Here is a 23282-nt window from a genome sequence, read left to right as displayed (position 1 = left end):
TCCGGGGCCTCGCGTTGGGCGGGGTCAACGACGAGGTGGGTGACACACGGCGCACTCGTCCGCGTCAGGCAGGCCGAGAACGCCGTGTGCGGTCCGCGTAGCCGTGCGCCAGGGGTGGTAACCACCCTCGTGCTCGCGGTACGGGGCGAGCCACGCCAGCTCGTTGGCCGCCTTGTCGAGCCAGTCCCCGAGGGGCTCGGTGTAGAACTTCCGATCGGGGTCCAGGTTGGGGTCGGGCTCCCGCAACTGATCGGCTGCCTGCTGAAGGTGCCCGGCAGCGGCCCACTTGGTCCGGGCGGCCGTCATCGCTCGGATCCCTCATCCGTCCCGGCCAGGCGCCGCAGGGACTCCACGGCCGCACGGTCCACGGCGGCGAACTCGTCACCCTCGGAAGCGATCCGGTCGTCCACCAGCTCCAGGGCGTAGCGCAGCATCGCTCGCTCAGCGGAGTTCAGCTCGATGGGCCGGACCCCGCCGGACGTCACACGGACCAGCGGCTTGCTGTCCTCTGGCGTCCTGAGCTGCTCGCGGCCGGCGCACCACGAGCACCCCTCCACGATCAGCCCGGTGTGCTCCGTGTCGTGCAGAGACTTCACGTGCACGCACGGCGTCAAGGCGATGGGCGGGCCGGCCTCGGCGATGGCGTTGGTCACCGGGTAGAGATCAGCGTTCGCCAGGCACGCCCCGATCACGTTGGCCACGACGGTGCTGTCCTTCGGATGGTCGGCACCTTTCGGGTGCTGGCGGCCGTGGACGTAACCCATGACGGAGGCCTCACGGACCAGTCGCCGCTCCCGCTCGCTCATGGCGGCGAGCACGGCGTTCACCTCGTCGGCCCGCTGCTGGTCTCGCTTCAGCACGTAGTCCACTAACCACTCCGGCAGTGTGTTGCTCACGATTCCTCGCTTCCGTGGTCGTCGGTCTGTCCGGCCTGCACGGCCAGGCACTCCTCACAGACGGCGATACCGTCCGGCGTCGGACCCAGGATTTTGTAGAGCGTGACCCCGCACAGGGCCACGCCCTCGGCGGCGTACGGCGCTACCCATTCCTCGTTCACGACGTGCGCGCGGATCCGGTGGCCGGTGTCGCCGTACCGCACGGGCTTCGGCAGCTCCAGCAGAGCCGGATCCCAGCCGTCCGGCAGGTTCTCGGCGAGCAGGTCCGTGAGCTGATCCGGCCGGGCGACGTAGCCACGCGGGCCCTTGTTGCGCGCCTTCTCCCACCCGGTGGCGATGATGGGCTGGCCAGCCGCCCCGGACTTCAGCCGTCGCGGTCCGACCACGGCGACGTGCGCCGAAGTGCGGTCCCCGCGCGGGGTGCCCACGTCGAGCCGCAGTGTGATCTCCACGCGGGACGGGAGAACGACGTAGCCGTTGGACGGGTCGGTGAGCGGCTCCCAGCCGGACACCGGGACAACCACCGTGGTCTGTGTCACCCGGCTGTACTCGTCGGGCAGAAAGTCGATGGTCACGCTTCCTCGCTTCCGTGGTCGTCGGTCGTCTGTTGGTGGCGGGCCCGCCCGGATTCGAACCGGGGTCTCCCGGAGCGCGTGGGAACCGACCAAGGCTCGCGCTCTACGGGTGCTCTGCCTGACTGAGCTATAGGCCCTCGTTGCCGGGATCACGGCTCCCGGCCGGCCGTCACGCTCCGCCGACCCAGTGGGCCCGCGCGCCCTTCAGCACTTCCTCGTTGGTCTTGTCGCCGTCCTCGTTGAAGTCGTAGAACGCCTCCTCGTCCAGCCAGGCGGCGAACGGGCGGGCGCTCACGGCCGGGAGGCCGCCGTCGCCCTCGGCCCACTCGCGGATGTCACCTCGCGTGATGGCCTTGACGCCGGGCCGGTCGTCGCCCGGCCCCATCTCGGCCAGGGCCTTGAGCGTCGCTCGGTTCATCGTCTCTTCCTCGCTTCCGTGGTCAGTCGGTCAGTGCTGCGGAGCTGCGGCACGGGCCGCAGTCCTTGAGGTTCTCCGGGTGCACGCTGCCCCACGCGTCCATGTGGTCGCGGGTGTCGTCCGGCTGGAAGGCCGTGCCCTCCAGGAAGCCCCGCACCGGTTCGCCGTCGGGGCCGTAGTGCCAGCCGTCGTCCATCGCGGTCACGCCCCGGCGACGCGGGCCGCGTTGACCATGTCGTCCTCGGTCTGCTGCGTGCCGCCGCCGTTGACGAGCAGGTAGAACCGGGCTTCATCAGCCTCGGTCGCGCAGTCGCTGATCTCGGCAACCATGAACCCACACCGGCGCTTCACGAAGATCGAGCCCTTCCGGGTCAGGCCTGTGAACCGGACGTACGGGCCGTCGTCGGTGTCCTCGGTCTCAGCCACGTAGTCGTCGGGCATCCACGAGGCGGGGACGGCGAACTCGCCGGCGAACCACTGAATGGCGGTGGTCAGGCGCTGCTTGCCGTCGACCACGGCCCAGATGCCCAGGCCAGTCTCGTACGGGTCGCCGCTGCGCCAGAGGTTGGTACCCCGGTTGGAGAGGATGACGACGCCGGCGGGCAGGCCGCGCAGCCACGATTCCACGAGCGCGATGCGCTGGTCCAGCGTCCACACGCTGCCGCGCTGGTACGACGGGTCCAGCAGCAGGGACCCGTCCTTGATGTTCTGGACCTGGCCCCATGCTTCGCGGTACGCCGGGTTCAGGCTGGTGTGTTCCAGCGGGGCGGCGGTCTGCCGGGTCATGGTCGGTTCCTCGTTTCCTCAGTCTCGGATGTACGGGTTCTACGGGACGCGGCGCTGGGCGACGAACTCGGCCGCGTTGAGCGCCACGAACTGGCCGCGCGAGCCGGCGGGACCGACGGCCGACCACACGCCGCACGGCTCGCCCGTGACCGCGTGCGGGACCGGCTCCAGCGTCCATTCGATGCCGTTCACCGTGACGGTCACCGTGCCGTTCGGCTGCGCGACGGGGTGCAGCTTCCTAGCCTGGAGGGCCGCGACGAGCGGCGCCGACTCAGCCGGGGCTTTGACCAGGCCGGCTCGCGCGGCCAGGCTGCGGAAGGCAGCGCGGTCGCTCGCGTCGAGCTGCGGGCCGTCCTCCACGTCGTGCTCGCAGTCGCGGCACACGGTCGGCTGGCCGGAGTCACGCGCCTCGGTGGCCCAGTTGTCGCCGCACACGGCGCAGCGCTGCGGCTCGGCCACGGTCTCGTCGGTCGCCCGGTCAATGATCCGGATCTCCAGCTTTCCGCCGCGTGCGTTCGAGGCGCGCAGCGTGTCGAGCATGGCTGCCTCGGCCGCGCCGAGGCTCCACTTCGCGTTCCGGGCCGGCTTGCCGCCGTCCCACGCGTACACCACGGCGTACGGCATCGTCTGGCCCTTGCTGTGGCCTCCGCCTTTGCTCATGGTCGGTTCCTCGTTTCTGTGATCCTGGGCTGAGCTGTCTCACAGGGTCTGCGGGCCGGAGTGTCCGGACCGTAGACCCGAGCGGTGCTCAGGTCAGAGGCTGATGACGGTGAAGGTGCCGTAGTCCTCGCCCGACTCGCCAAACAGGCGCCCGCCGAGTCCGTTGTCGTCCAGACCTCCGCCGATGACTTCGCGGTTGAGCTGGGCGGTGCGGCTGCTGTTGACGTACTCGCCGATGTTCAGCTCCAGCTCCGTCCGGTCCTCCGCCTCGGTGACGAACGGCGCCACGTTGAAGTCCTGGCCGATGCGGGCGAAGTTGACGCGGTACTGAGTCATGGTCGGTTCCTCGTTTCCGGCCGGTCCGTCCGGCCACTGATTTAATTAAATCAGAAAGCCCCGGGGAGCACAACCCCGGGGCTCGGATTCTCCGTCACCCCTTGCGCGGCCGGCGCCGGACCCCGGCCAGCCAGTCCACAGTGACCGCCGCCTCCAGCGGGCCGGAGCTGCCGTTCTCGTCGGTCCACGTCGCGTCTGTGAGCGGGAAGCGCAGGCCGGACACGCCCTCGTCGTAGTTGTTGCCGGACCGGGTCATCACCCGGCCCTCGCCGGTCACGGTGGCACGCACGACGACCGTACGGGCGGACCCGGGGCCCTTGCCGAGCGGGGCCATGCCGGTGAAGCCGTACCGGGTCCGGGTGACGGTGTACTTGAAACTGATCTCGTCGCCGGTCTCGATGTCGCTGACCTTCACCAGCTCGGTGTACCCGTCGGCGTTCTCCCGTTCGATGAACGCCCGGTGGGCCGCCCGCGAGGCGTCCATGGACTCGATGCTGATCCGGTTCCAGCCGCCCGGGTCGGCGGCGGGCACAGCCGCCAGGGCCCGCGTCACGGCCTCGCCCAGCGGCATGCCCTGGGACTCCACGAAGGCGCCCACGGCGGCCTTGAGGCCGTCCTTGTCGACGCCCCACGGGAAGTCCGGCACCCCGGCCGCGATGGCGTCCCGGGCAGCGACCGCCGCCTTCTTGTTGGGCAGTGAGTAGACGGTGACGCGGATGCCGGCGGGCACGGTGACGACGTGCCACTCCCCGCGCTTCTCAGAGTGGATGTCCAGGTTGCTCACGGTCGGTTCCTCGTTCCTTGATCGTCGTACGGGTCAGGACGTGACGGCCGGCTCGTCGGCGGTGAGGCGCCGCAGGCCGAGGTGCAGGCCCCGGTCGCGGCCGGCGCTGTAGACCCGCTGCACGATGACGACGGCGCGGTCCACCGACACACCCTCGCCGATCAGCTCGGCTATCGCGGCGTCGGTCGCGCTCATCGCGCTGGTGAAACCGGGGTCGCTGATACGGTCCTGTGCAGTCGTCACGGTCGGTCCTCCCCTTGGCGCCCCGCGCGCCGGGCCGGATCATACGGCCGCAGCGGCGAATCGCGTTCCTTGATTCCTTGGTCAGCGGTGCAGGGCCCCGGCGCGGTGGCCGGGGGCCAGGTGAGTCAGGCGTTGCGGGCCGGGCACTTGTGCGGCAGCCGCGCGAGGACGTAGTAGCGACGGAACGTCGGGTTCTCGCGGGTCGCGTAGCGGCCACAGGCTTGGACGTCGCAGAGGTACCACTTGCCGGTGCGAGCCGACTTCTTCCAGGCAAGCCTGTCGTCCCCGCACCGGCTGCAGCGGGCCAGACTCGTGACCTCAGCAGCGTTGTTCATGGGTGAGCCGGTGGCGGTGAAGTGCTCGGCCATGGTCGGTTCCTCGTTCCCCTGGTCTGCGGTCCGTCTGTCCGGGACACCGGCCGGGTGGGCTTCCCCGCCTCGGCGGCGGTCGCGGCCCGGTTCACCCGGCCGGTGTCCCGATGAATTAATTAAACCATGGATCCGGCTACGGGTCAACCCCCAGACACGACGAAGCCCCGGAGTCCTGGACTCCGGGGCTCGGGTGGAAGATGGGTCACTTCAGGATCAGCACCGAGTGGTCAGGCGGCAGGGCGGAGGGGCCGTCGGCGCGGTCGCTGACCGCGTTCCGACTGAACAGCTTCACCTCGCCACCCTCGTCCCAACGGGCGGTGACGACGCTGCGCTTCCTCTCAGGCTCCCCGACGAAGCGGAACACATCGCCCGCCCGCAGGTCGTCCGCCGTTGCTTCGGTCCAATCCGCCATGCTGATCTCCTCGTTCCTTGGTCGGTGTTGCTGACTTAATTAAATCATGAGGCCCTGGGGTCGGACAACCCCAGGGCCTCGCGCGGTCAGGCGGCCTCGGCCAGGGAACCGAGTTCGGCCTGCATCATCCTCCGGATGATCGCGTCTGCCATCTTCGGTGGGAACGCGTCACCGACCTGCTGGTACTGCTGGGTCCGGCTGCCCTGGAACGGATGGCCCTCGGGGAAGGACTGGAGCCGGGCCGCGTCCTCCACGCGGACCCGGATGGTGTCCCGGCGCCCACCCCGGTACGCAGGCAGCTCGTCCGCCGGAGTCAGCCGGGTGTCCGCGATCCAACGCCCCTCGTCCCGCTCGCCGTACAGAGTTTTCCTGGCCCCTGAGCCGCCGACGCAGGACGGGTCCGCACCGCCCGCCGCCGTGCCCACGGTGATGGTCAGCGCGGGCCGGTGGGTCATGCCCCAGCCGCAGCCCTCCGCCATGGACAGCCACGGCAGCAGCTCCGGCTCGCCCTCGTCCTGCGGAACGTTCTTGCGGTACTTGCGGTGGGTCGGCTCCGGCAGCGCCGCCTCGCCGCCCAGCCGGGCCGCGAGGATGGCCCGCACGCGGGTCTGCGGAACGCCGTAGCGCTCCGAGGACAGCCGCCCCGTGGCCACGCCGTAGCCCTCGGCCCGGAGGATGCGCGCGACTGCCTCCCATACGGGCAGCACGGGCGAGACCTGCTCCAGCATCACCGTCTCGTACGGCCGTCCGAGGTCGATCGCCTCCAGGGCCCAGCGCAGCGGCTCCAGTACAAGGCCCGTGCGTTCGTCGTCCAGCGTCGCCAGGTCCCGGCGGATGTCCTGGCGGGCGGCGAGCCGGTCGGCGAAGGTGAGCACCGCGTCCAGGGCCCGGCGTCCCTTGCCCAGTCCGTTCACCGCGAACGGCTGGCACGGGGGAGAGCCGATCAGGTGTCGCGCCTTGGGGAAGTCCGCCGGGCCGAAGTCCCGGACGTCGCCCTCAACGGTGCCCAGCCCGGCCGCCCGGCGCGTCTCGCACGCGGGACGGCTCTTCTCTATGCCCGTGACGATCAGGCCCCGCTTCCTGGCGGGGAGATCCCAGCCGCCGGGACCGCCGAATAGGTCGGTCGCTTCCTCGTTTTCAATCACGGTCGGTTCCTCGTTCCTGATTCCTTGGTCAGTCCGGAAGCACCCCGGACTGATTTAATTAAACCAAGGATTTCACGAGCGGACAACCCCTCAGATGGATAAAGTCGCTGGTCAGCCGGCTGCGGTGCGGGCAAGATAGCCGGCGAATTCATCGGCCCCAAATGGCCGGCGCAGCGTTACGAAAACCGCCTATTCACGCCCGCCGGCGGCGAATTAGCCGGCGCTCCGTAACCGAATGCCGCCGGCCCCAGGACACGACGAAGCCCCGGAGTCTGGGACTCCGGGGCTCGGGTGAAGATGGGTCAGGCCGCTGCCTCGCTGTCGGGCACCGGCCGCAGGACGCGGAGGTCCACCGCACCGAGGCTCGCCCGGTGCGGTGGCAGCACGCTCCGGATGCTTCCGGCCTGCCAGGTGGCCACGTTCACCGGCACCGCGTTGCCGATCTGGAGACGCCGGTCCGCAGGGGTCCCGGCGAACACGTGCTCATCCGGGAACCCCTGGCACCGGGCCTTCTCCAGGTTGGTCAACGGCCGGTACTCCACGGAGTCCACCGTCATCTCCTCCGTGGGCCGGGCCAGGTAGTGGTGCCCGCCGCCCTGCGCCGACAGGGTCCCGATCGGCTCACTCAGCGGCGAGGCGTCGCAGTGGTTCCGTAGGGTCACGATGAACGGCTCGCCCCGGTACCGCTCCAGCCCGGCGGCCACACGGTCACGGGTGCCCTGCCGGTAAGGCGTGCGCTTCTTGCCGTTCGGTGAGCGGAGGTACCCGAGCCCGAACGGCTCGCCGCGCACGTCGGATTCGATGACGCTGTCGATGCCCCGAGTGACAGGATCGACCTCGTCCCCGCATGCGGGACACACGTAGATGTACTGACGGCGGCGACCGTAGGAGCCGATCCGGAACTCAGGTTCTTCCTTCCAGAACTGGATGCCCTGCACGGGCCCGCACCCCTGGCAAACGGCCGCACAGGTCGGGTTGAGGTCGGGCAGCCCGTTCTCCGCAACGACGTCGTTGCGCACGAACGCCCACACCATCCGGTTCCGGGACTGAGGGAGCGGCTCCACCCCGTTGACCCGGAGGTGGGCCGCGTTGACCGACGCGACGACTGCGGTGTAGTCGATCCCCTCCCAGAACTTGACCCACGGACGGAACAGCGGGGAGAACCCGAACTCGGGGACGTTCTCCCCGGCGTATACCATCGGCCGGTGGACCGAGGCGTAGCGGATGGGCTCGAACATGGTGACGCGAGTCATCGGCCACTCGGTCATCCCCACCACCCGCCCGAAGGCGTCCAGTTGTACGGGTTTGCGGGGAGCCGACTTGCCCCCAGACGGTGCGGCTTCAGTGCAGATGGGGGATGCCTCCAGGACGTCGGCCGCCGGTACCGAGTTCATGTCGAGGTTCTGCACCTCGGCCTCTCGCACGTACAGTCCGGGCCAGTTGAGCCGGGCCGTCTTCACGGATGCCGGGTGGTGGTTGGCGCCGAACAGCGGGGTCAGGCCCGCACCGGTGAAGCCGCGCAGGCTCCCGCACCCGCCGTTGAAGAAGTGGACCGATGTGTGTCCGCCCGTGGAAGCGCTCATCCCGCGTCCTCCAGCTCGTCTTCGTCGGCGACGTCATCACCGCTCCAGCACCGCGCGCAGTACCAGCCGGACGTCACCGGGCCGCGCTGGCTCCTCAGCCCAGGGTGGGTATCCTGCGTCACCTCGAACAGCCGCTCAGAAGCATGCGAACAGGCTTCACACCGCAGGACGGCGAGGGACTGGAACGTCACGCCCCGGCGGTGCAGCTCATCGCGCAGGGCCCGGGTGTATGCGTACAGCTCGGCTTCCGCGTGACCGTGCATCGAGCCGGCCAGCTCGGCGAGCTGCACATGGCGCAGCACCTGGCCGTCGTTCATGAAGTCCCAGTGCTTCGGCGGATACGCGTGCTGACCGAAGTACCGGCGGGCGGCCCGCCGCAGCTCCGCGAACTCGTCCTCCGTCGGTGGGGCGTAGCCGTCCGGCGGCCAGACCTTCACCCGGGGCGCGTAGTCGTTGTCCCGCTTCGCCTCCAGCAGGGCCCGGCGCGAGAGTGTGTCGACGGCCACGACTCACCGGTCCCGCTTGACGGAGTGAAGCGTGAACGACCAGTTGGCGCGCGGGCCGCTCTCGGCGCGCACCTGCTGAAGGGCCTGATACCGCGCCTCCAGTTCCGTACGGGCGTTGACGAACACCGGCAGCAGTTCGTCTCCGCTGCCGTCGGGGGCCACGTCCTTGTGCTTGAGCGTGACGGTCCACCGGCGGTACTCCACGCGGCGCGGGAAGACCTGCGACGGCCGGTACTTGTGGGTCCGGGTCTCGTCCTCGCGGGCGCAGCGCAGGTGCAGACCGTTGCGGTCCATGCGTACGTAGACGGCCGGGAATTCGATCTCGTCGCCGCCCTCGTCGAACGTGCGGACGGTCACCGGCTGGCCGATGGTCGCCTGGCCGGGGCGCAGGTGGACCAGTCCGGGACTGACGCTGGACGGACGGGAGCCGCGCGAGCGCGCCGGCCTCTCCACCGAGTAGCTGGTCATGGGGCACCACTTTCCTGGTTCCTTGGTCTACGACCTAACAGGTCGATTTAGCTAAATCATACCTGTGCCACGGGGCTAGGACAACCCCCGGGGCACAGATTCAGCGGTGACGGCGGGTCAGCCCTCCCACTAGTCTCGGATTACGGTCTCGCGGCACGCAGCCGCACGGTGCCCCTTGTGGCCGCACTCTCGGCAGATCCTCACCGTGCGGGCTGCGTGGCCGCAGGGGCAACGCATCTCGTCGCCCGGTCGTGTGCCGGCCGGTCCGAATCCGTCGCAGCACCCGCCACCACAAGACGTCAGGCCGTCCGGGCCGTGGTCGTTGGTCGGTACGACCGAGCCTCCGGTGCTCGTCACGGTCAGTTCCTTCCGTGGTCAAAGAGAAAGACCCCGCCGGGTGGCGGGGCCTCAGTGTGTCAGCGGTCGTCCCCGTCCGGGACGTGCACGTTCCAGGTGTCGGTGGCGGGGTCCTGCTTCACGGTGGCGTCCCCGCCGTACTCGGCGGCCACCTCGTCGGCCCGCTTGAGGTTGCGCAGAAGACCGGCATCCGGGACCGAGAACACAACTGCCATGATCGGTTCCTCATTCCTTGGTCGGTGAGGCTGAGCCGCCTCGCGGGCGCCACCGGCGCGGGGCCGATGACGTCCACGTAGGGCTCAGTGCTCGCCGGCGACCTTGTCCCATGCCGAGTAGTCCTCGCCGGCCATGCCGCCCGACAGAGCGCCCATCGCCGTGGCGGCGGCCTTCGCGAGGTCCGCGTGCACCTGCGCCTCGGCGAGGTCGGCCATGCGGTAGGCCCGGCGCACCTCGGGGGACAGATGAGCCTTCCACCCTGTGTCCGCGTTCGCCCACGTCTTGGACTGCTCGATGAGTCGCTCGGCCTCGCGGTAGTGCTCGGGTCCGGTAGCCATCGTGTCGGTTCCTCTCTGCGGTGGGCCGGGGCCGCCGGTCGACGGCCCCGGAAGTCTGTCGGTCAGGCGCTGACCAGTTCGCGGGTGGCCGGGGCCTGGACGGGACGGGCCGTCTGGCGGACCGTCACCGGGGCGCCGTAGGCCAGGACGAGCAGGACCAGGGCTGCCTTGTATTCCGCCTTGCGGGGCTTGTATGCGGCGGCGATCCGGGCGATCTGCGCCGGGGTGTAGTGGTTCACCTTGCGCAGCCGGGGCGAGCGGCCGTCGGCGGTGCGGTGCGTACGGGCGACCTTGGCAGGCCCCACTCCGATCCGCTTGGCCGCCGAGCGCAGGCCGCTCGCGGCGCCCTTGATGACCTCGGCGTCCTCCACACCGGCGAAGGCCAGGTGCGTCGCGAGGGAGCGGCCCCGGTACAGGGAGCGGACGAAGCGGCGGGCGGCGGCGCGCTCACGGACGATCCGGCGGCGGAGGCGGGAGGCCTTGATCATGGTCGGTTCCTCTTTCCTTGGTCTGTCGGGCCCTACCGGCCCCGATGAATTAATTAAACCATGACTGCCCGACGGACACAACCCCGGAAACGAAGAAGCCCCAGAGCGCGGTGGCTCCGGGGCTCAGTGGTGTTCAGGCCGCCCGGTCTAGTGAGTCGCCTCGACGACCCAACGAACACGGCAGAACCCGATGCGCTCCTCAGTCCTCGTCAGTCGGAGACGACCATGCGGCCATCGCGGGCCGGGTGGTCCTCCACGGTGAAGCGCTGCTCCAGGTACTCCCGAACCGCGCGCAGCTCGGCCCTCCGCAGGGATCCGTCGGAGCCCCACGCGGCGTGTGATTCGACGTAGTCCACGACCACGCCGAGGGTGTGCGAGGTGCGGACCTGGACGCCCTCGGACCAGCGCTGCCCGGACCGGCGGCCGGTGGACGTCCGGCTCAGCTTGAACTCCTTGCCGAGGTAGTTCCGCACGGTGGAGTAGTTGACGGCCATGTCGGGCCCCCTTCTTTGGTCAGTTGCTGCGGGCGTTCATGGCGCAGTGCTGTTGCATGTACCGGCGGTACGCGGCCTCAGCGCCGCGCTTGGCATCGGCCAGGGTCGCCTTGCCGGTCACCTGCCAGGCCAGCCCTGCCTTGCCGAAGGGCTTCACCATGTAGCTCCAGGTGCCGTCCTCGTCCCGACTGATCTCCGCCAGGACGGTGACGCCGTCGCTGCCGATGCGCTCGTAGAAGCCGGCGAAGACGCGAACCCAAGTGCTGGCCTTGGTCTTCTGAGTCGTCATCATCGCCGTCTCCCTTATCCCGCCCTGTCGATGATTTAATTAAACCATAGTTGGGCTGAGGACACAACCCCCAAACGCGAAAGAGCCCCGAACCGGTGAGGGTTCGGGGCTCTGCGGTGGGTCAGCCGAGGTAGTAGGGGAGTTGCGACCGGCACGACCGCCGAGGGTGCTGCCAGCCGGCCGGGTACAGCAGGTCCAGCGGACGCGGCGGCAGATCGGCGTACTGGGGGCGGCAGTCGGGGTGGTAATGCATGCACGAGCCGTCCACCCCGACGGCGAACACGGGCCCCCCGATCTCCTGCCAGCAGGCGCGGCAGACGTTCTCCGGGATCCCCCACCGGCCCGTCTCCTGGTCGACGTACTGCGGCGGGATGCCGAGGTAGTCAGCCTCGTACAGATTCACCCTCACCAGGTCGGCCTGAGCGGCCTCGCAGGCGTCGCGGTCGCCGGCGTACCGGGCAGCGGAGATCCTGTCGTGCACCCGGCGACGGAGGTTGGCGGGGTGCTGTGCGGCAGTGGTCACAGGGTCCTCATTTCCTTGGTCGGTGCGGTGTCGTCCGCGCGGTGCCCGATGGCCTGGTCCAGGGCGTCCCAGAGCACGGAGTCCCGGCCCCAGACGGGGTCGATGACGGCGAGGGCGACGCCGTGGCGGGCGAGTTCCTGCCGGGCCTGGCGACCGATGCCCGGCAGCTCCGCGCGGCGCTGGAAGCGCCTGGGGCGCCCTCCGAAGCCGGTGTGCGGCTCGTCGCCCCATCGGGTCACCACGAGGCCGCGAGACGGGCCCACAGCGCGTCCCGGGCCGTACGCGGAGACGATGAGCCCGGTCGCTCGCGCCTGGCGGATGAGCGTGCCGAGCAGGGGATTCCGGCAGGAGATCCATCCCTCCACGGCCGCGCGCTGCTCCCACCGACGGCCGTCGTACGCCGTGCCGGTCTCGCCGGGCTGCGAGCACGTGGTGACCCAGCCCCGCCGGTTCAGCCGCGCGAGCACCGGCACGAGCGGCAGCGTCTCGTCGTCCGGCCCGGCCGGGCAACCCGGCTGCGAGGCGATGCGGCCCTCCAGCCACCCGGCCATCGCGCCGCCGAGGTCCCCGATGCTGCGCGCGTCCCGCCAGATCCGGTCCATGGTCTCTCAGCCCCTGGTCATTGAGCAGGCGTCGGAGAAGTCCAGGTACCGGCGGTCGCCGAGGTACTTCACGATGGCCTTGATCTCCTGGTGGACAACGGCCGGGGTGAGTTCGTACTGGTACCCGTCAGCCCTCTTGCCGTTGGGAGTCAGGACGATGCGGCCGTCTTCGGCTTCAGAGACATCAACCCAGATCGGCACTGTGCGCTGCCACCAGGTCAGCGGACGCGGGAAAGGCGGCGCGCCCCGGCGGACCAGGTTCTCGTCCACCTTGATCTTTGCCTGGTCGATGATGATCCGGTCCATGACGCCCTCGATTCCTCAGTTCCTTGGTCAGGGTGGAGCAGGGCCCCGGTATCGCCAACTGGCGCCGGGGCCCGGGGTGGTCACAAGAAGCGCGACATCCGCTGTCCGGTGAAGTTGCCGTCCGCGTCGAACCAGAAGGGCTTGCACGTCGGGCACGCGGCGGTGACGCAACCGCACGAGCGACTGGTGTACTCCGGGGCCACGATCTCGTTGTGGTCGTAGACGTCCTCGTCGGACACGATCCCGAAGAATCCGGGGTCCAGCGTCGGGTACATGCTCCGGACCTCACGCGCCGTCAACCGGGTCCCGGTACGGTTCCTGCGGGCCATGTCGTCCTCGTTTCCTTAGTTCCGTGGTCAGGGTGGGGCAGGCGTCAGTCGCTGGCCTAGGCGTCCAGCTCAAGGATCTCGTCGTAGTCCACGACGTCCTCGTCGTAGAGGTCGGCGACCAGCGCGGCGTAGTCGATCATTACGTCTCCTTGACCCTAGAGCCGCCTGGCTGGCGACCCGATGACTTAATTAAATCATAGGTCGGACGACGGGACAACCCCGGGCACGACAAAACCCCGAGGCCAGAGGGCGTCGGGGTTCCATGTCTAAAATTTTCGACACGCGGTCCGCTACGGGCGCACCTTTACGATCATTCCGACGGTGCAGACGCCGAGGATCAGAACCGCGAACAGGACCGTCCACTGCTGGTCGTGCAGGACGAACTGGGCGACGCACTCCGCGACGATCATCGGCAGGGCCAGGGCCCGGAACAGGGCGCGGCTCACCGGGCACGCTCCACGCGGAAGGCGTAGCCAGACGACTCGTGCTCGACCTCCGCGCCGATCGGCCGGCTGACCACGTCGGCGGCGAACCGGCGGGCCTCCCCGCGCGGCACGTTGGAGTTGTCCATCAGGCAGTACGCGATGGCAATCTCCACCGCGCGCAGGGTGCCCATCGCGGTCGGGCTGGTCTTCACCGTGCCGTCGGGCAGGGTGCCCATCGCGGTCGGGCTGGTCTTCACCGTGCCGTCGGGCAGGGTGCCCATCGCGGTCGGGCTGGTCTTCACCGTGCCGTCGGGCAGGGTTCGGGTCAGGGTGTACGTCATGCGTTCCTCATTCCTTGATCGCAGAGGATCGGGGCGGCAGCGCCTCACGGCGTCTCAGTGGCCAGCAGCTTCCGGACCTTGTCGGCCAGACGGTACAGCTCCTCGTTCTCGTGCTCGGGCTTCTCGTGCGGCCACGCCTCATCGTCGATGGCGTCCCCAGCGCGGTCCAGCACGTCCTGCTGATGAGCCGTGGCCCATGCGCTCGCCTCCTCCGGGTTCAGGCCGATGGCCCGCAGGCCCCGGATGACGGCCGCGTGCATCGCGTCTGGGTCGTGCTTGGCGTATGCATCCGGGTGTGCGGGCAGGGTCGGCGCCGGGAGCGGCCAGCCACCCATGCCGGTGCGGCGGTTCGGGTCGGGGTTGTCGACGTCGGCCGGCCGATTGGCCTCCACGATCCGGCGCATCCACTCGGGCATCTCCATGACGGGCGGGAAGTGCTCCGCCGCGTTGTGGAACTCCAGGGTGATGTCCACGCGGGAGATGTCCCGGCGGATTCCGTATTCGAGGCGCAGGCCGTACACCTTCCGGCGGCTCCCGCTGAGCGTCTTGACGATGGGCCGGTCCGGCAGGTTGACGTACACCCGGTGGCTGATCTCCCGGACGCTTGCCCTCGGTTCGTTCATCGGTTCCTCGTTCCGTGGTCGCAAGGGTGGCCGGGCCGTCAGCCCGCGTTGCTCAGGTACTCGGCGAGGTCGCGCTGCATCCCGTCCCAGACGGCCAGGGTGAACTCCGCCGCGATGACGCGCTGGACGTCACCGTCGGCGCGGGCCCGGTCGAGCTGCCGCTGGAAGGACTCCGTGATGCTCTGCTCGCCCACACCCTGCTTGCGCAGCTCGGAGAGGATCCGGGTCGCGGCGGTGAAGCCCGTAGTGGCCAGGGCCTTGGCGACGTCGGGCTCCATGTCGCCGGCTGCCACCTTGCGCATCAGGTACTCCTCGGCGGCCTCGTGCGCGTTCGCCAGCATCGGCCGGGGGTTTGTGTCCGTCATGGGTTCCTCGTTCCTTGGTCGGGCCCGGGAGCCGCACGGCTCCCGGGCCGGCGGGTCACTGGCTGATCGCGTCCCAGATGGCGCGGCCGACGGTGCCCGGCCTCCGGCTCGCGAGGGCGCGCTGCATGGGGCCGAAGGTCTCGCCGTTCCGCTCGGACCAGTAGCAGGCGTACGCCTCGGGGATCCAGCTAACGGCGCCTTCGGTCTTGGGCCGGGCCGGGGTGACGGCGCTGACGATGTACCGCTTGCCCTTGACGGTGACGATCCGGCGGCCCTTGCTGTCCGTCTCGGCCGGCTTCGCGGTGCGGCCAACGGCGGCCAGGGCCGCGTCCTCCAAAGTGGGGTAGAAGCCGGCTGTGCCGTCCCGGCGCTTGCTCTGCTTCGGGGCCCACACGGCGAAGGCGCCGCGCTCCAGCCTGGCGGCCGACTCGTCGAACACCACGCCAGCCTGCTCGCCGTCCACGAAGACAACGTGCTTCATCCGGCCGTCCGGGACGACGACAACCTGACCGGGCGCAGCCTCGGTGACCGTGGCGGGCAGCTCATCGTTCTCGCCGAAACCCTGGCGGCTGATGATGACGTCGGTCATGGTGGCCTGCTTTCCTTGGTCGGTCCCTCTCGATGACTTAATTAAATCATAGGTCTGGTGACGGGACAACCCCTGATCTCAGATCACGTTCAACGCCCGCAGGACCCCGTCCATCAAGTCCACCCGGGGCTCGTAGAAGCGGCGCATCCGCGCCGGGTCGCCGACCCGGTACGCCACGCCGGCCGGCTTGCCCGGCAACGGCTTGATCTCCGGCTCGTACTCCGCGACCGCCGCCATCATCCGGGCCAGCTCTAGGAACGACGTCGGCCGACCGGTGCAGAGGTTCACCGGGTCCTCGGTGCCCGACTCCGCGACGGCCAGGGCCCCGGCGACGACGTCGTCCACGTGGATCCAGTCGCGCACCTGCTCACCGGACCCCCAGACTTCCAGCGGGTCTTCCCGGCGCTGGACGCGACCGAGGATCGCCCGGAACGGGTACGTCTCGTCCTGGTCCTCGCCGTACCCGCTGAACGGCCGGACCACGGTCACGGGGACGCCAGTCTCGCGCAGCCGGGCCGCGAGGAGTTCGCCCGTGACCTTGCTCCAGCCGTACACCTGGTCCGGCCGGTCGACCGAATACGCGACCGGGTCCGTCAACTCCTCGTACAGCCGGGCGGGCAAGTCACCGGTCTGGTGTGTCACCGGGTACGCCGCGCTGGAGCTGAAGTAGAGCACCCGGCCCGGCCGCGCGACGGCCGCCCAGCGGAACATCTCAGCGTCGATGCTCAGCGACTCCGCCGTGGCGAGCGGGTCACCGTCGATCGTCGCCCGGCCGCCGACCACGGCCGCGCAGTGCACGACGAGGTCCCACATGCCGGGCACCGCACCCTTGCTCAGGCACTCGCGGAAGTAGTTCCGGCAGTCCTGCGCTGGGGAGGCCTTCACGTCCAGGCCGGTGACGTCGTACCCGCGCCGGAGCAGCTCCGCTTTGAAGTGCCGTCCGAGGAAGCCCCGGTCCCCGGTGACCAACGCCCTCACGGGCTCAGCCCCTTCACGCTGTACTCCTCGCGCACGCGACGGAGGGCTGCCGCGAACCCCTCGCCGTCCCGGAACTCCAGCCAGGCGAGCCGGTCGGCCACGTCCGCCTCGGGAGCGTTGACGGCCGCGTACCGTTCGTCCATCACCGTTTTCCCGGCCGCCGGGTGCAGATGCTCGATGACGACGTCCGGCAGGTACTTGAGCCCGCCGAGCCGGCGGCCCAGCTCCAGCCAGAAGTCGTCCACGTACAGGTGCCGCAGCACCGGCGGCGCCATGTAACCCAGCGCCCGCACGATCCGGGACGGGAGGAAGGCGGCCGTCGGCAGCCGCTCACCCTGGAACAGATCGTTGCCGTAGACCACCTGCGGCCACGGCGAATTCAGCGCGCCGAGCACGTGGGCGTCCCAGCCGGGCGTGCGCGGCAGATGGTCGTCGCCCATGAACCCGATGTGATCGTAGATGTCGGTGTAGAGGCTGGCCGCCCAGTTGAGGCCGGCGACCATGCCCGTCCCGGTCTCGCCCCGGTGGATCAGCAGCCGGGGCGCCGCGACGTGGTAGGCGGGGAGTTCCGGGTCGTCGTGGTCGGCGACGAACACCAGGTCCGCGTTGAGCGACTCGGTCTCCGCGAATGCGTACACCAGCCGGGCCGCGTTCTGCGGGCGGCCCCTCGTCGGGACGATGACCAGCAGGGGTGCTGTCACGGTGCCTCCGTTCCGTGATCCAGTCGAGCGCCGGAACGGTAGCGCCGATTCGCTGAATCACCGACCGGAGCATGACGAAGCCCCGGAACCGTGGGGCTCCGGGGCTTGGATGACCTGCGGTCAGACGGCGGCGATGATGAGCGCCGCGACAAACAACCAGAGGTGATGGAACGACTGGTCCAGCGCGTAGGCCCCCGTGCCGAGCGTCGGGGCGAACTTGCCCCCGGCGTCCACCGGGTGGTGCTCGTGCGCCGGGGTGCCGAGGACGTGGAACTCTGTCTTGCGGCAGACCTTGGAGAGGCCCGCGAGCGTGTGCCGGCGGTCCGCCCAGTAGTGCGTCGCCGCGTCCAGGCCGAGGCCGACTGCCACGCCGGTGACACTCACGTCCAGGCCGAGGACGGCCACGGCAACGAGCAGCAGAACGATCTTGGTCGCGGTCAGGCCGAGGACGTGCCGCCCGCAGGCGACGAGCCCGGTGCGCGAACGGTCGCCCTTGCGGGCCGCCTGCCAAGACGTTTGCACCCAGTGGTCCCCAACGGAGTGGGCGACGAACAGGGCGCCGAAGGCGGCAGCGAACGTGCCAGCGGCGTCGGTCATGATCCTGTGATTCCTCGTTCCTTGGTCGACGAAGCCCTGGGTGAGTCAGCGGATGATGACGGGGCGGTGCAGGTCCCGGTGCTCCACGATCACGCGATGGCCCCGCCGGCGCAGTCGGCGCGCGAGGGCATCGGCCGCGACTGCGGAGCGGTGACGGCCACCGACGCAGCCGACCGCGACGACCGTGCCCTGAGCAGACGGCCCGGCGTCGTACGCCTGGACCATCCGCACGGCGGCGGTCAGCAGGGCCTTGACGCCCGGGGTGCCGAGGACGGCGCGGCGCACCTTGCGGTGAACAGCGGTCAGCTCGCGCATCTCCGGGCGCACGTGCGGGTCCCGGAAGTGGTGGCGCAGATCCAGGGTCAGGTGGGCGGCCGGGGCGTCGCCGTGGCCGTAGCCGAAGGAGACGATCCGCACGGGCGCGGGGTTCGCTGCGGTCATGGTCACCAGTCCCCGAAGGTGCAGACGATGGAACAACCGGCCGCATTGCAGTCGTGCGCCCGGATCTCGGCCGCGCGCTCCGCGTCCTGCTGCTTTCGGGACTTGCCCCAGGTGACCGGCGCGGCTCCCGCCTTCAGCTCGTCGCAGCGCGGACAGCCGTCGAACTTCTGGCCGAAGCGCGGGGCGTGGTTGTGCTTCGTGGTCATCGCTTCCTCGTTCCGTGGTCAGGGTGCGGCGGTCAGCCGGCGACCCAAGTGCCGTCGGATCGCCGCACGTACCGCTGGGTGGCGATGCGGGCCTCCTCGTCCCAGCGGTCCACGCGGACGATGGCGGTGTTCCCGCGAATGTCGGCGGTGCCGCCCTCGTGCACGGCCAGGCCGCGCAGTTGTTCCGTCGTCAGGCCCGACGAGGCCGGGGCTGAGTTGCGGGATCTGCGCCGGGACTGCCTGGGGCGCGGAGCGCTCGTGGCGTCTGGGGTGTCGGACGCCGGGTGCTTCGGGGCGAATGGGTTCCAGCCCATGACGTGTCTCCTCGTTCCTTGGTCGGTGCTGCGGAGGGTCGGTCCGGTCAGTCGTCGGTGCTGCTCGTCACGGGCGCGAAGACGAGCCACAGTGTGGCGGCGATGAGCGGGGACATGATGGCGATGAGGGCGATAACGGCCATGGCGGGTTCCTCGTTTCGTGGTCGGTCAGTTGAAGTCGCAGGTGGCCGAGTGCGTGCCGTTCGGCAGCCCGGCGAGGTCGGCCACCTCGCCTCCGTCCAGGTGAAGCCGTAAGGCCAGTTCACCGGCGACGGCGAGGATGCGGATCCTTCGGGTAGTCGGTGCTCACAGGGTTCCTCGTTCCTTGGTTGGTGGTGCGGGTCAGGCAGCGGTGGACTGCCGGTACTCGTACAGGGCATACACGACGTCGTCGATCCGGCCCGCGTCCAGCGAGGCGTACAGCTTTTCCATCCGCTGGGGCTCGCGCTCTCCGAGCGTGTCGAACCCTGCGACGACTTCGTGCCGGAACACCAGAGCCCGCACACCCTCCGGGGCCTGAACCGTGCGGGCGTGCTTCTCGACCAGGGCGCGGGCGGACTCCCACCGTTCACGCTTGGCCTGCCGGGCCGCCTTCTCCGCAGCGGTGTAAACGGTGATCTTGCCGGTGCCTTCGCAGCCGAAGCAGTAGCCGGGCATACCCGACGTGCGGGGGACTTCACCCTTACCGCCGCAGTAGCGGTGCGTCCGCTGGTGGCTCATCCCCGGCTCCCTCCGTCGTGGTCTGTGGACCTCAACAGGGAGCGGCGGTGCTCATGCGATTCATATCCTCAGCCTGGTTTGGAGCATCCATCCCGCCAACCACACCCTGCCCTACCGTATGGGCTACGGGTTCGCGTGGCTGCCCGGTTCTCACCCGCTCGCCGTTGCGACGCTTTGCGCCTCTTGACTCCACCAGAGTCGTTCTCGCCTTGTTGTTGCCGCTCCCTGTTGAGTTGTCCGCCGGGCTCGTTCTCCCCGACTGATTTAATTAAACCATCACTCGGGACGGAGCACAACCCCCGCAACGCAAAGAACCCCGGCCCTCGTCGGGTCCGGGGTTCTCCGGGTCGGCGGTGCCATGAGCCTCACCGCCTCTTGTGCTTGCCCTTGTCCAGCATCGCCTCGGCCTTGGCCTTCGCCTCTGCGGCGCCGGCGTGGGAGTTGATGATGTGCGCGACCACCAGGCCGAGCAGCACCAGCGCCGCCAGCACCACCACGGCGACGATCATCACCGTGGCGAGGGCCACCGCACAGAGGGTCAGGACGATGCAGGCGACCAGCGCGGTGTAGAGCCACGGGATCACCTTCTCCGCCACCGTCTTCTCCGGGCCCTGGTGCATGATGTGCCCGGCGGGGACGGCCGGCGGGGCCTCGTAGTGGTGATGCACGTGGACGTGGACTTCCTGCTTGCCGCCCTCGCCGACCGGCTCCGCCGTCATCGGATTCGCCCGCAGGTACTCCAGCAGCTCGCCGGTGACCGGCGCATGCCTCCGCTCTATCTCCATGGTCACGATTCCTTGATTCCTAGGTCTTGGCCGCCGCTGCGACCCTGAATTAGGTGTACCACGACGGCGGCCCCGCCAACCACCTGCGGGAACGACGAAGCCCCGGGCCGTTGCGGCTCCGGGGCTGTCGGCGGGGCGTCTCAGTTGATCAGGCGGGGCGGCAGTCGTGACCGTAGCCGCACCGGGTGCCTTCGGTCTGTGCGGTGAGGCAGCCGTTCGGGAACCGAGGGTTGGTCAGGTCGCGAGCCTTGGGCGTCGCAACCGGCTCGCCCAGGCCGAGGCCGGCGCCGAGTTCGCCCAGACGCAGCGGGGACTCGTCCATTGCGTAGCGGTCCGCCTCGTTCTCGTAGCTGGGTACGGAGTAGACGATGTCATCGCGGTTCATGTATGCCTCCCGGTCGGTCCCGATGAATTAATTAAACCACAGGTCCGGCGGTCCGCACAACCCCGGCGATCAGTACGCGAAGGTGTAGCCCACCCGGTCCTGCGACGTGTCCTTGATCAGATCGCCGTCCTTCACCCGGCTGTCCAGCCAGCGGTAGACCCACGGCCGGGACCGGCCTGTGATCTCCCGCAAGTCCTTGAAGTCCTCGTAGGTCACCCGCTTCACGCCCTTCCGGCGCAGCGCGGACAGCCGCTGGTATGTCACGTCGTCCGCCTCCGCAGGGCTCATACGGTCCTCCGGCGCAGCGGGCAACTTGATCACCCCGTCGTCGCTGCGCAGCCCGGCGAACACGACGCCCAACGCTTCCTCGGCGACGGCCAGGGCGCACCGGGGGCACAGCGGGACCGTCTGGGTGTGGACCGCCTGGAGGCCGCATCCGGTGCAGTTGAGTTCCTTGGTCATGTGTCATCAGTCCTTGCGTCATCGGTGGTTGTCCGCTCCGGCCGGGCCGGGCGGGGAAGAGTCTTAGGTCGCAGCGCTGCCGAGGCTGTCAGGGCCCCTGTCAGACCCGTGTAATCGCTGGAGTCACGGACAGTCAGGCGGCGTCTGCTGACGCGTCAGCGGTGCCACCACGGCCCGTCAGAGACGTGTCAGGGCGGGCACCCCTGACACTGGGGATGCCCGCCCTGAGGGGGTGCGAACCGTGGGTCTCACCCGGCGGCGGCCTCCGCGTACAGGCTGCCGGTGATCTCGTAGACGGCCTTCTCGGTGGGCGGGTTGAGCCGGCGCAGCACGCCGTCATCAGCGAGCTGCTCCAGCTCGCCGTACACCCATCCACGGGGCCTGCCGACCAGCTCCGGGATGTCCTCCAGAGCCTCGAACGTGACCTCGGTCCTCGGTCCGGCGGCCAGGATCCCGATGCGGTTCAGCAGCTCCGCGCGAGCGTCCTCGTCGGTCATCCGGCTCGTGTTCAGCGGCGCGGCGAACGTGACCTCCGGGCCGCTCGGCGCGGCCAGCGGCTCGCTCGTGTCGATTCCGTCGCTGGTCAGATCCAGGCCGCTGACCTCGGCGAAGTCGTCGTCCACGGTGCCCTCCAAGGGCTGGTCCACGGCCGCCGGCGCGGCCCCGTCGTGCTCGTCCGCGATACCCCGGGAGAGGATGCGGTAGCTGCCCTCGTCCAGTTCCGCCCAGTACGGACGGGTGACCCGGATCATCTCCTCACGGTCGGCCGCCTTCACGCGCGGCGCCCGGCCGTCGACAGGCCAATGAGCCTTGTCCGTGCCCGTGACCTCGGCATACAGGCTGCCGGGCGCGTTGTTGGCCCACTTGGTCGGGTCGGCCCCTGCCTCCAGCGTCTCGGCCTCCAGGCTGTACTTTGCGTCCTGGAACTCCTTCTGCCCGTGGGCCAGGCTCTGGGCGAACTGACCTCGGGTTTTCCGGGGGATGTTGTCGTGCGGCATGGTCTGCATCGACGCGCAGAAGTGCACGCCGATGGAGCGCAGCTTGCGCAGAGCCTCGTCGGCCTCCTCGTCCACGACCATCAGCACGTCGGCGGCCTCCTCGATGTCCAGGAAGATGGCCGGGATGCCGTGCAGCGTGTACATCTCAGGCACCCACTGCTTGTAGCCCTTGCCGCCGTCTGCCCTGGTCAGCGTGCCGAACAAGCCGGCTCGGTACTCGATGAGCGGGATGAGGTTGCGCACCAGTTGCTCGGTGTCCTCCCGGGTCTTCGCGGCCAGGCCCAGCACCTCCTCGATGTCGCCGAACGACTGCTGGAACTTGGCAGGGTCGCCCACGACCGGGACGACGTCGGTGCGCTCGCGCATCTGGAGGATGGCGGTGCAGATGGTCTCCGTCTTGCCCGCGCCGGTCATGCCTGTGCACTTCGTGTGAGCCAGTGGCCTGGGGTTTTCGTCGTCCTCAGAGCCGACGATCCACCAGTTGATGTCGGAGCCGTCGGTGCGTCCGCCGAGCCAGATCGGCGCGTCCGCGATGGACTTGCCGAGGTGCCTCGGGCCCTTCCAGATGACCGGCTTGGCGTCGCTGGTGTCCCGGGTGAACGCCACGTTGACCTTGCTCTCGTCGCCTTTGACCTTGAGGACTTTCACCTGGTCAGCGCCCACACCGGCGACGGCCGCGATCTGCTCACGGGCGTCCTGCGCCTCCTTCGCCGTGGTCGGCGCGTCCAGGTGGACCGGGACGCGCAGCTCGTCGGCGGTCTCCGTCACCTTGCCAACCTTGGCGTCCTTGAACGCCCGGATCTTGCTCAGCAGGCCGTCGTTTCCGCTGGTCTCCGGGGACTTGTCGGTGTCCCGGATGCCCGACAGGGCCGCGTGCCGGATGCACCAGGCGACCGACATGACGAGGCCGCCGATGGCCCACGCCTTGACGATGTCGGCTTGCCAGGGACGGATCGCCACGGCGAAGAGTGCCCAGGTCAGGACGGCAACGACGAAGACCGTCGCCATGTTCCGGGTCTCCTGGCGGCGCACCGTCCAGATCTTCCATGTCTGATGCGCGAGGTAGGTGAACCCGACGGCGAGCAGGCCCACCCACAACGGGCTGTCGCCGATGGCGAGGTGGAGTACCAGGGTCAGCGGCCACACGGCCACGACGATGGCCCACGGCAGGACGTACGAGACGATGCGCTCAGGCACCCTGAACAGGGCGTATCCGCGCACGCGGTG

General features: G+C 69.5%; 41 protein-coding genes and 1 tRNA gene. All 42 read right to left on the bottom strand.

Annotated features, from left to right (window positions below; all coding sequences use genetic code 11):
* Positions 1–24 precede the first annotated feature (24 nt).
* Positions 25–306: a hypothetical protein gene (locus CCL05_RS08890; protein WP_086559956.1), complete on the bottom strand. Its 282-nt coding sequence runs from the start codon at positions 304–306 to the stop codon at positions 25–27.
* Complete coding sequence (locus CCL05_RS08885) at positions 303–896, bottom strand: hypothetical protein (protein WP_143589846.1); 594 nt, start codon at positions 894–896, stop codon at positions 303–305. The genes CCL05_RS08890 and CCL05_RS08885 overlap by 4 nt, the downstream gene beginning before the upstream one ends.
* A complete protein-coding gene (locus CCL05_RS08880; protein WP_086559954.1) occupies positions 893–1471 on the bottom strand; it encodes a hypothetical protein in 579 nt (192 codons plus the stop codon). The genes CCL05_RS08885 and CCL05_RS08880 overlap by 4 nt, the downstream gene beginning before the upstream one ends.
* A gap of 36 nt (positions 1472–1507) precedes the next feature.
* A tRNA-OTHER gene (locus tag CCL05_RS08875) sits at positions 1508–1608 on the bottom strand.
* Positions 1609–1640: 32 nt separating this feature from the next.
* On the bottom strand, positions 1641–1889 hold the full coding sequence (locus CCL05_RS08870) for a hypothetical protein (protein ID WP_086559953.1): 249 nt from the start codon (positions 1887–1889) through the stop codon (positions 1641–1643).
* A 22-nt stretch (positions 1890–1911) separates the two neighbouring features.
* Positions 1912–2094 carry a hypothetical protein gene (locus CCL05_RS08865; RefSeq protein ID WP_086559952.1) on the bottom strand — a complete coding sequence of 61 codons (183 nt, stop codon included), beginning with the start codon at positions 2092–2094 and terminating at the stop codon, positions 1912–1914.
* Positions 2091–2675, bottom strand: a complete 585-nt coding sequence (locus tag CCL05_RS08860) for a DUF262 domain-containing protein (RefSeq protein ID WP_086559951.1) — start codon at positions 2673–2675, stop codon at positions 2091–2093. The genes CCL05_RS08865 and CCL05_RS08860 overlap by 4 nt, the downstream gene beginning before the upstream one ends.
* Before the next feature lie 39 nt (positions 2676–2714).
* Positions 2715–3335 carry a hypothetical protein gene (locus tag CCL05_RS08855; RefSeq protein ID WP_086559950.1) on the bottom strand — a complete coding sequence of 207 codons (621 nt, stop codon included), beginning with the start codon at positions 3333–3335 and terminating at the stop codon, positions 2715–2717.
* Positions 3336–3428: 93 nt separating this feature from the next.
* Positions 3429–3671 (bottom strand): hypothetical protein, encoded by a 243-nt coding sequence (locus CCL05_RS08850; RefSeq protein ID WP_086559949.1) that lies wholly within the window; start codon positions 3669–3671, stop codon positions 3429–3431.
* A gap of 94 nt (positions 3672–3765) precedes the next feature.
* Complete coding sequence (locus CCL05_RS08845) at positions 3766–4455, bottom strand: hypothetical protein (RefSeq protein ID WP_086559948.1); 690 nt, start codon at positions 4453–4455, stop codon at positions 3766–3768.
* 33 nt (positions 4456–4488) lie between these two features.
* The gene (locus CCL05_RS08840; protein WP_086559947.1) at positions 4489–4698 is read right to left on the bottom strand and encodes a hypothetical protein; all 210 of its coding nucleotides are present in this window, start codon (positions 4696–4698) and stop codon (positions 4489–4491) included.
* Between the two features lie 125 nt (positions 4699–4823).
* Entirely contained in the window at positions 4824–5066 is a 243-nt protein-coding gene (locus CCL05_RS08835) for a hypothetical protein (protein ID WP_086559946.1), read from the bottom strand.
* A gap of 205 nt (positions 5067–5271) precedes the next feature.
* Positions 5272–5481, bottom strand: coding sequence for a hypothetical protein (locus CCL05_RS08830; protein ID WP_086559945.1), 210 nt, complete (start codon positions 5479–5481; stop codon positions 5272–5274).
* Positions 5482–5567: 86 nt separating this feature from the next.
* A complete protein-coding gene (locus tag CCL05_RS08825; RefSeq protein ID WP_086559944.1) occupies positions 5568–6626 on the bottom strand; it encodes a DNA cytosine methyltransferase in 1059 nt (352 codons plus the stop codon).
* 302 nt (positions 6627–6928) lie between these two features.
* Positions 6929–8209: a DNA cytosine methyltransferase gene (locus CCL05_RS08820; RefSeq protein ID WP_086559943.1), complete on the bottom strand. Its 1281-nt coding sequence runs from the start codon at positions 8207–8209 to the stop codon at positions 6929–6931.
* The gene (locus CCL05_RS08815) at positions 8206–8715 is read right to left on the bottom strand and encodes a hypothetical protein (RefSeq protein WP_086559942.1); all 510 of its coding nucleotides are present in this window, start codon (positions 8713–8715) and stop codon (positions 8206–8208) included. The genes CCL05_RS08820 and CCL05_RS08815 overlap by 4 nt, the downstream gene beginning before the upstream one ends.
* Before the next feature lie 3 nt (positions 8716–8718).
* Positions 8719–9183, bottom strand: coding sequence for a hypothetical protein (locus tag CCL05_RS08810; RefSeq protein ID WP_086559941.1), 465 nt, complete (start codon positions 9181–9183; stop codon positions 8719–8721).
* A 416-nt stretch (positions 9184–9599) separates the two neighbouring features.
* Positions 9600–9755, bottom strand: a complete 156-nt coding sequence (locus CCL05_RS44760; protein WP_158102433.1) for a hypothetical protein — start codon at positions 9753–9755, stop codon at positions 9600–9602.
* Between the two features lie 84 nt (positions 9756–9839).
* Positions 9840–10094: a hypothetical protein gene (locus CCL05_RS08805; RefSeq protein ID WP_086559940.1), complete on the bottom strand. Its 255-nt coding sequence runs from the start codon at positions 10092–10094 to the stop codon at positions 9840–9842.
* A 62-nt stretch (positions 10095–10156) separates the two neighbouring features.
* The gene (locus CCL05_RS08800; protein WP_208641420.1) at positions 10157–10582 is read right to left on the bottom strand and encodes a hypothetical protein; all 426 of its coding nucleotides are present in this window, start codon (positions 10580–10582) and stop codon (positions 10157–10159) included.
* Positions 10583–10791: 209 nt separating this feature from the next.
* The gene (locus CCL05_RS08795) at positions 10792–11076 is read right to left on the bottom strand and encodes a hypothetical protein (protein ID WP_086559939.1); all 285 of its coding nucleotides are present in this window, start codon (positions 11074–11076) and stop codon (positions 10792–10794) included.
* A 19-nt stretch (positions 11077–11095) separates the two neighbouring features.
* The gene (locus CCL05_RS08790) at positions 11096–11368 is read right to left on the bottom strand and encodes a hypothetical protein (RefSeq protein WP_086559938.1); all 273 of its coding nucleotides are present in this window, start codon (positions 11366–11368) and stop codon (positions 11096–11098) included.
* Positions 11369–11486: 118 nt separating this feature from the next.
* Complete coding sequence (locus CCL05_RS08785) at positions 11487–11888, bottom strand: hypothetical protein (protein WP_086559937.1); 402 nt, start codon at positions 11886–11888, stop codon at positions 11487–11489.
* Positions 11885–12490, bottom strand: a complete 606-nt coding sequence (locus CCL05_RS08780; protein WP_086559936.1) for a DUF6919 domain-containing protein — start codon at positions 12488–12490, stop codon at positions 11885–11887. Before CCL05_RS08780 ends, CCL05_RS08785 begins: the two co-directional genes overlap by 4 nt.
* Before the next feature lie 6 nt (positions 12491–12496).
* Positions 12497–12796, bottom strand: coding sequence for a hypothetical protein (locus tag CCL05_RS08775; protein WP_086559935.1), 300 nt, complete (start codon positions 12794–12796; stop codon positions 12497–12499).
* An 80-nt stretch (positions 12797–12876) separates the two neighbouring features.
* Positions 12877–13125 carry a hypothetical protein gene (locus CCL05_RS08770; RefSeq protein WP_086559934.1) on the bottom strand — a complete coding sequence of 83 codons (249 nt, stop codon included), beginning with the start codon at positions 13123–13125 and terminating at the stop codon, positions 12877–12879.
* 290 nt (positions 13126–13415) lie between these two features.
* Positions 13416–13571 (bottom strand): hypothetical protein, encoded by a 156-nt coding sequence (locus tag CCL05_RS44755; RefSeq protein ID WP_158102432.1) that lies wholly within the window; start codon positions 13569–13571, stop codon positions 13416–13418.
* Positions 13568–13891, bottom strand: a complete 324-nt coding sequence (locus CCL05_RS08765; protein WP_086559933.1) for a hypothetical protein — start codon at positions 13889–13891, stop codon at positions 13568–13570. Before CCL05_RS08765 ends, CCL05_RS44755 begins: the two co-directional genes overlap by 4 nt.
* 44 nt (positions 13892–13935) lie before the next feature.
* On the bottom strand, positions 13936–14514 hold the full coding sequence (locus CCL05_RS08760) for a hypothetical protein (RefSeq protein ID WP_086559932.1): 579 nt from the start codon (positions 14512–14514) through the stop codon (positions 13936–13938).
* 38 nt (positions 14515–14552) lie between these two features.
* On the bottom strand, positions 14553–14879 hold the full coding sequence (locus CCL05_RS08755; RefSeq protein ID WP_086559931.1) for a hypothetical protein: 327 nt from the start codon (positions 14877–14879) through the stop codon (positions 14553–14555).
* A gap of 55 nt (positions 14880–14934) precedes the next feature.
* Positions 14935–15468: a hypothetical protein gene (locus tag CCL05_RS08750; RefSeq protein ID WP_086559930.1), complete on the bottom strand. Its 534-nt coding sequence runs from the start codon at positions 15466–15468 to the stop codon at positions 14935–14937.
* 78 nt (positions 15469–15546) lie between these two features.
* Positions 15547–16446 (bottom strand): NAD-dependent epimerase/dehydratase family protein, encoded by a 900-nt coding sequence (locus tag CCL05_RS08745; protein ID WP_158102431.1) that lies wholly within the window; start codon positions 16444–16446, stop codon positions 15547–15549.
* Entirely contained in the window at positions 16443–17147 is a 705-nt protein-coding gene (locus CCL05_RS43875; protein WP_107400440.1) for a glycosyltransferase family 2 protein, read from the bottom strand. Before CCL05_RS43875 ends, CCL05_RS08745 begins: the two co-directional genes overlap by 4 nt.
* A gap of 120 nt (positions 17148–17267) precedes the next feature.
* The gene (locus CCL05_RS08740; protein ID WP_086559928.1) at positions 17268–17744 is read right to left on the bottom strand and encodes a transcriptional regulator; all 477 of its coding nucleotides are present in this window, start codon (positions 17742–17744) and stop codon (positions 17268–17270) included.
* A 45-nt stretch (positions 17745–17789) separates the two neighbouring features.
* Positions 17790–18185: a RapZ C-terminal domain-containing protein gene (locus CCL05_RS08735; protein WP_086559927.1), complete on the bottom strand. Its 396-nt coding sequence runs from the start codon at positions 18183–18185 to the stop codon at positions 17790–17792.
* A 2-nt stretch (positions 18186–18187) separates the two neighbouring features.
* Complete coding sequence (locus CCL05_RS08730; RefSeq protein WP_086559926.1) at positions 18188–18391, bottom strand: hypothetical protein; 204 nt, start codon at positions 18389–18391, stop codon at positions 18188–18190.
* 32 nt (positions 18392–18423) lie between these two features.
* Positions 18424–18705, bottom strand: a complete 282-nt coding sequence (locus CCL05_RS08725) for a hypothetical protein (RefSeq protein ID WP_086559925.1) — start codon at positions 18703–18705, stop codon at positions 18424–18426.
* 342 nt (positions 18706–19047) lie between these two features.
* The gene (locus tag CCL05_RS08720) at positions 19048–19425 is read right to left on the bottom strand and encodes a hypothetical protein (RefSeq protein WP_086559924.1); all 378 of its coding nucleotides are present in this window, start codon (positions 19423–19425) and stop codon (positions 19048–19050) included.
* Positions 19426–19790: 365 nt separating this feature from the next.
* On the bottom strand, positions 19791–20216 hold the full coding sequence (locus CCL05_RS08715; RefSeq protein ID WP_143589844.1) for a hypothetical protein: 426 nt from the start codon (positions 20214–20216) through the stop codon (positions 19791–19793).
* Between the two features lie 142 nt (positions 20217–20358).
* A complete protein-coding gene (locus CCL05_RS08710; protein ID WP_086559922.1) occupies positions 20359–20595 on the bottom strand; it encodes a hypothetical protein in 237 nt (78 codons plus the stop codon).
* A 69-nt stretch (positions 20596–20664) separates the two neighbouring features.
* Entirely contained in the window at positions 20665–21057 is a 393-nt protein-coding gene (locus tag CCL05_RS08705) for a hypothetical protein (protein WP_086559921.1), read from the bottom strand.
* A 248-nt stretch (positions 21058–21305) separates the two neighbouring features.
* Positions 21306–23252, bottom strand: coding sequence for a hypothetical protein (locus CCL05_RS08700; RefSeq protein WP_143589843.1), 1947 nt, complete (start codon positions 23250–23252; stop codon positions 21306–21308).
* Positions 23253–23282: the final 30 nt, after the last annotated feature.

It is taken from the genome of Streptomyces africanus, assembly GCF_002150735.1.
Classification (GTDB): domain Bacteria; phylum Actinomycetota; class Actinomycetes; order Streptomycetales; family Streptomycetaceae; genus Streptomyces; species Streptomyces africanus.
Note: the sequence above shows the minus strand (reverse complement) of the source record. Positions and strands in the feature narration are given on the sequence as shown.

What these genes read in the sequence shown, in the direction of transcription:
- CCL05_RS08760 (WP_086559932.1), bottom strand. Translation starts at nt 14,514, where the DNA reads ATGAACGAACCGAGGGCAAGCGTCCGGGAGATCAGCCACCGGGTGTAC.
- CCL05_RS08870 (WP_086559953.1), bottom strand. Translation starts at nt 1,889, where the DNA reads ATGAACCGAGCGACGCTCAAGGCCCTGGCCGAGATGGGGCCGGGCGAC.
- CCL05_RS08820 (WP_086559943.1), bottom strand. Translation starts at nt 8,209, where the DNA reads ATGAGCGCTTCCACGGGCGGACACACATCGGTCCACTTCTTCAACGGC.
- CCL05_RS08790 (WP_086559938.1), bottom strand. Translation starts at nt 11,368, where the DNA reads ATGATGACGACTCAGAAGACCAAGGCCAGCACTTGGGTTCGCGTCTTC.
- CCL05_RS08830 (WP_086559945.1), bottom strand. Translation starts at nt 5,481, where the DNA reads ATGGCGGATTGGACCGAAGCAACGGCGGACGACCTGCGGGCGGGCGAT.
- CCL05_RS08735 (WP_086559927.1), bottom strand. Translation starts at nt 18,185, where the DNA reads ATGACCGCAGCGAACCCCGCGCCCGTGCGGATCGTCTCCTTCGGCTAC.
- CCL05_RS08775 (WP_086559935.1), bottom strand. Translation starts at nt 12,796, where the DNA reads ATGGACCGGATCATCATCGACCAGGCAAAGATCAAGGTGGACGAGAAC.
- CCL05_RS08890 (WP_086559956.1), bottom strand. Translation starts at nt 306, where the DNA reads ATGACGGCCGCCCGGACCAAGTGGGCCGCTGCCGGGCACCTTCAGCAG.
- CCL05_RS08755 (WP_086559931.1), bottom strand. Translation starts at nt 14,879, where the DNA reads ATGACGGACACAAACCCCCGGCCGATGCTGGCGAACGCGCACGAGGCC.
- CCL05_RS08780 (WP_086559936.1), bottom strand. Translation starts at nt 12,490, where the DNA reads ATGGACCGGATCTGGCGGGACGCGCGCAGCATCGGGGACCTCGGCGGC.
- CCL05_RS08765 (WP_086559933.1), bottom strand. Translation starts at nt 13,891, where the DNA reads ATGACGTACACCCTGACCCGAACCCTGCCCGACGGCACGGTGAAGACC.
- CCL05_RS08750 (WP_086559930.1), bottom strand. Translation starts at nt 15,468, where the DNA reads ATGACCGACGTCATCATCAGCCGCCAGGGTTTCGGCGAGAACGATGAG.
- CCL05_RS08720 (WP_086559924.1), bottom strand. Translation starts at nt 19,425, where the DNA reads ATGAGCCACCAGCGGACGCACCGCTACTGCGGCGGTAAGGGTGAAGTC.
- CCL05_RS08860 (WP_086559951.1), bottom strand. Translation starts at nt 2,675, where the DNA reads ATGACCCGGCAGACCGCCGCCCCGCTGGAACACACCAGCCTGAACCCG.
- CCL05_RS08795 (WP_086559939.1), bottom strand. Translation starts at nt 11,076, where the DNA reads ATGGCCGTCAACTACTCCACCGTGCGGAACTACCTCGGCAAGGAGTTC.
- CCL05_RS08710 (WP_086559922.1), bottom strand. Translation starts at nt 20,595, where the DNA reads ATGAACCGCGATGACATCGTCTACTCCGTACCCAGCTACGAGAACGAG.
- CCL05_RS08725 (WP_086559925.1), bottom strand. Translation starts at nt 18,705, where the DNA reads ATGGGCTGGAACCCATTCGCCCCGAAGCACCCGGCGTCCGACACCCCA.
- CCL05_RS08835 (WP_086559946.1), bottom strand. Translation starts at nt 5,066, where the DNA reads ATGGCCGAGCACTTCACCGCCACCGGCTCACCCATGAACAACGCTGCT.
- CCL05_RS08740 (WP_086559928.1), bottom strand. Translation starts at nt 17,744, where the DNA reads ATGACCGACGCCGCTGGCACGTTCGCTGCCGCCTTCGGCGCCCTGTTC.
- CCL05_RS08800 (WP_208641420.1), bottom strand. Translation starts at nt 10,582, where the DNA reads ATGATCAAGGCCTCCCGCCTCCGCCGCCGGATCGTCCGTGAGCGCGCC.
- CCL05_RS08705 (WP_086559921.1), bottom strand. Translation starts at nt 21,057, where the DNA reads ATGACCAAGGAACTCAACTGCACCGGATGCGGCCTCCAGGCGGTCCAC.
- CCL05_RS08730 (WP_086559926.1), bottom strand. Translation starts at nt 18,391, where the DNA reads ATGACCACGAAGCACAACCACGCCCCGCGCTTCGGCCAGAAGTTCGAC.
- CCL05_RS08855 (WP_086559950.1), bottom strand. Translation starts at nt 3,335, where the DNA reads ATGAGCAAAGGCGGAGGCCACAGCAAGGGCCAGACGATGCCGTACGCC.
- CCL05_RS08770 (WP_086559934.1), bottom strand. Translation starts at nt 13,125, where the DNA reads ATGGCCCGCAGGAACCGTACCGGGACCCGGTTGACGGCGCGTGAGGTC.
- CCL05_RS08810 (WP_086559941.1), bottom strand. Translation starts at nt 9,183, where the DNA reads ATGACCAGCTACTCGGTGGAGAGGCCGGCGCGCTCGCGCGGCTCCCGT.
- CCL05_RS08805 (WP_086559940.1), bottom strand. Translation starts at nt 10,094, where the DNA reads ATGGCTACCGGACCCGAGCACTACCGCGAGGCCGAGCGACTCATCGAG.
- CCL05_RS44760 (WP_158102433.1), bottom strand. Translation starts at nt 9,755, where the DNA reads ATGGCAGTTGTGTTCTCGGTCCCGGATGCCGGTCTTCTGCGCAACCTC.
- CCL05_RS08850 (WP_086559949.1), bottom strand. Translation starts at nt 3,671, where the DNA reads ATGACTCAGTACCGCGTCAACTTCGCCCGCATCGGCCAGGACTTCAAC.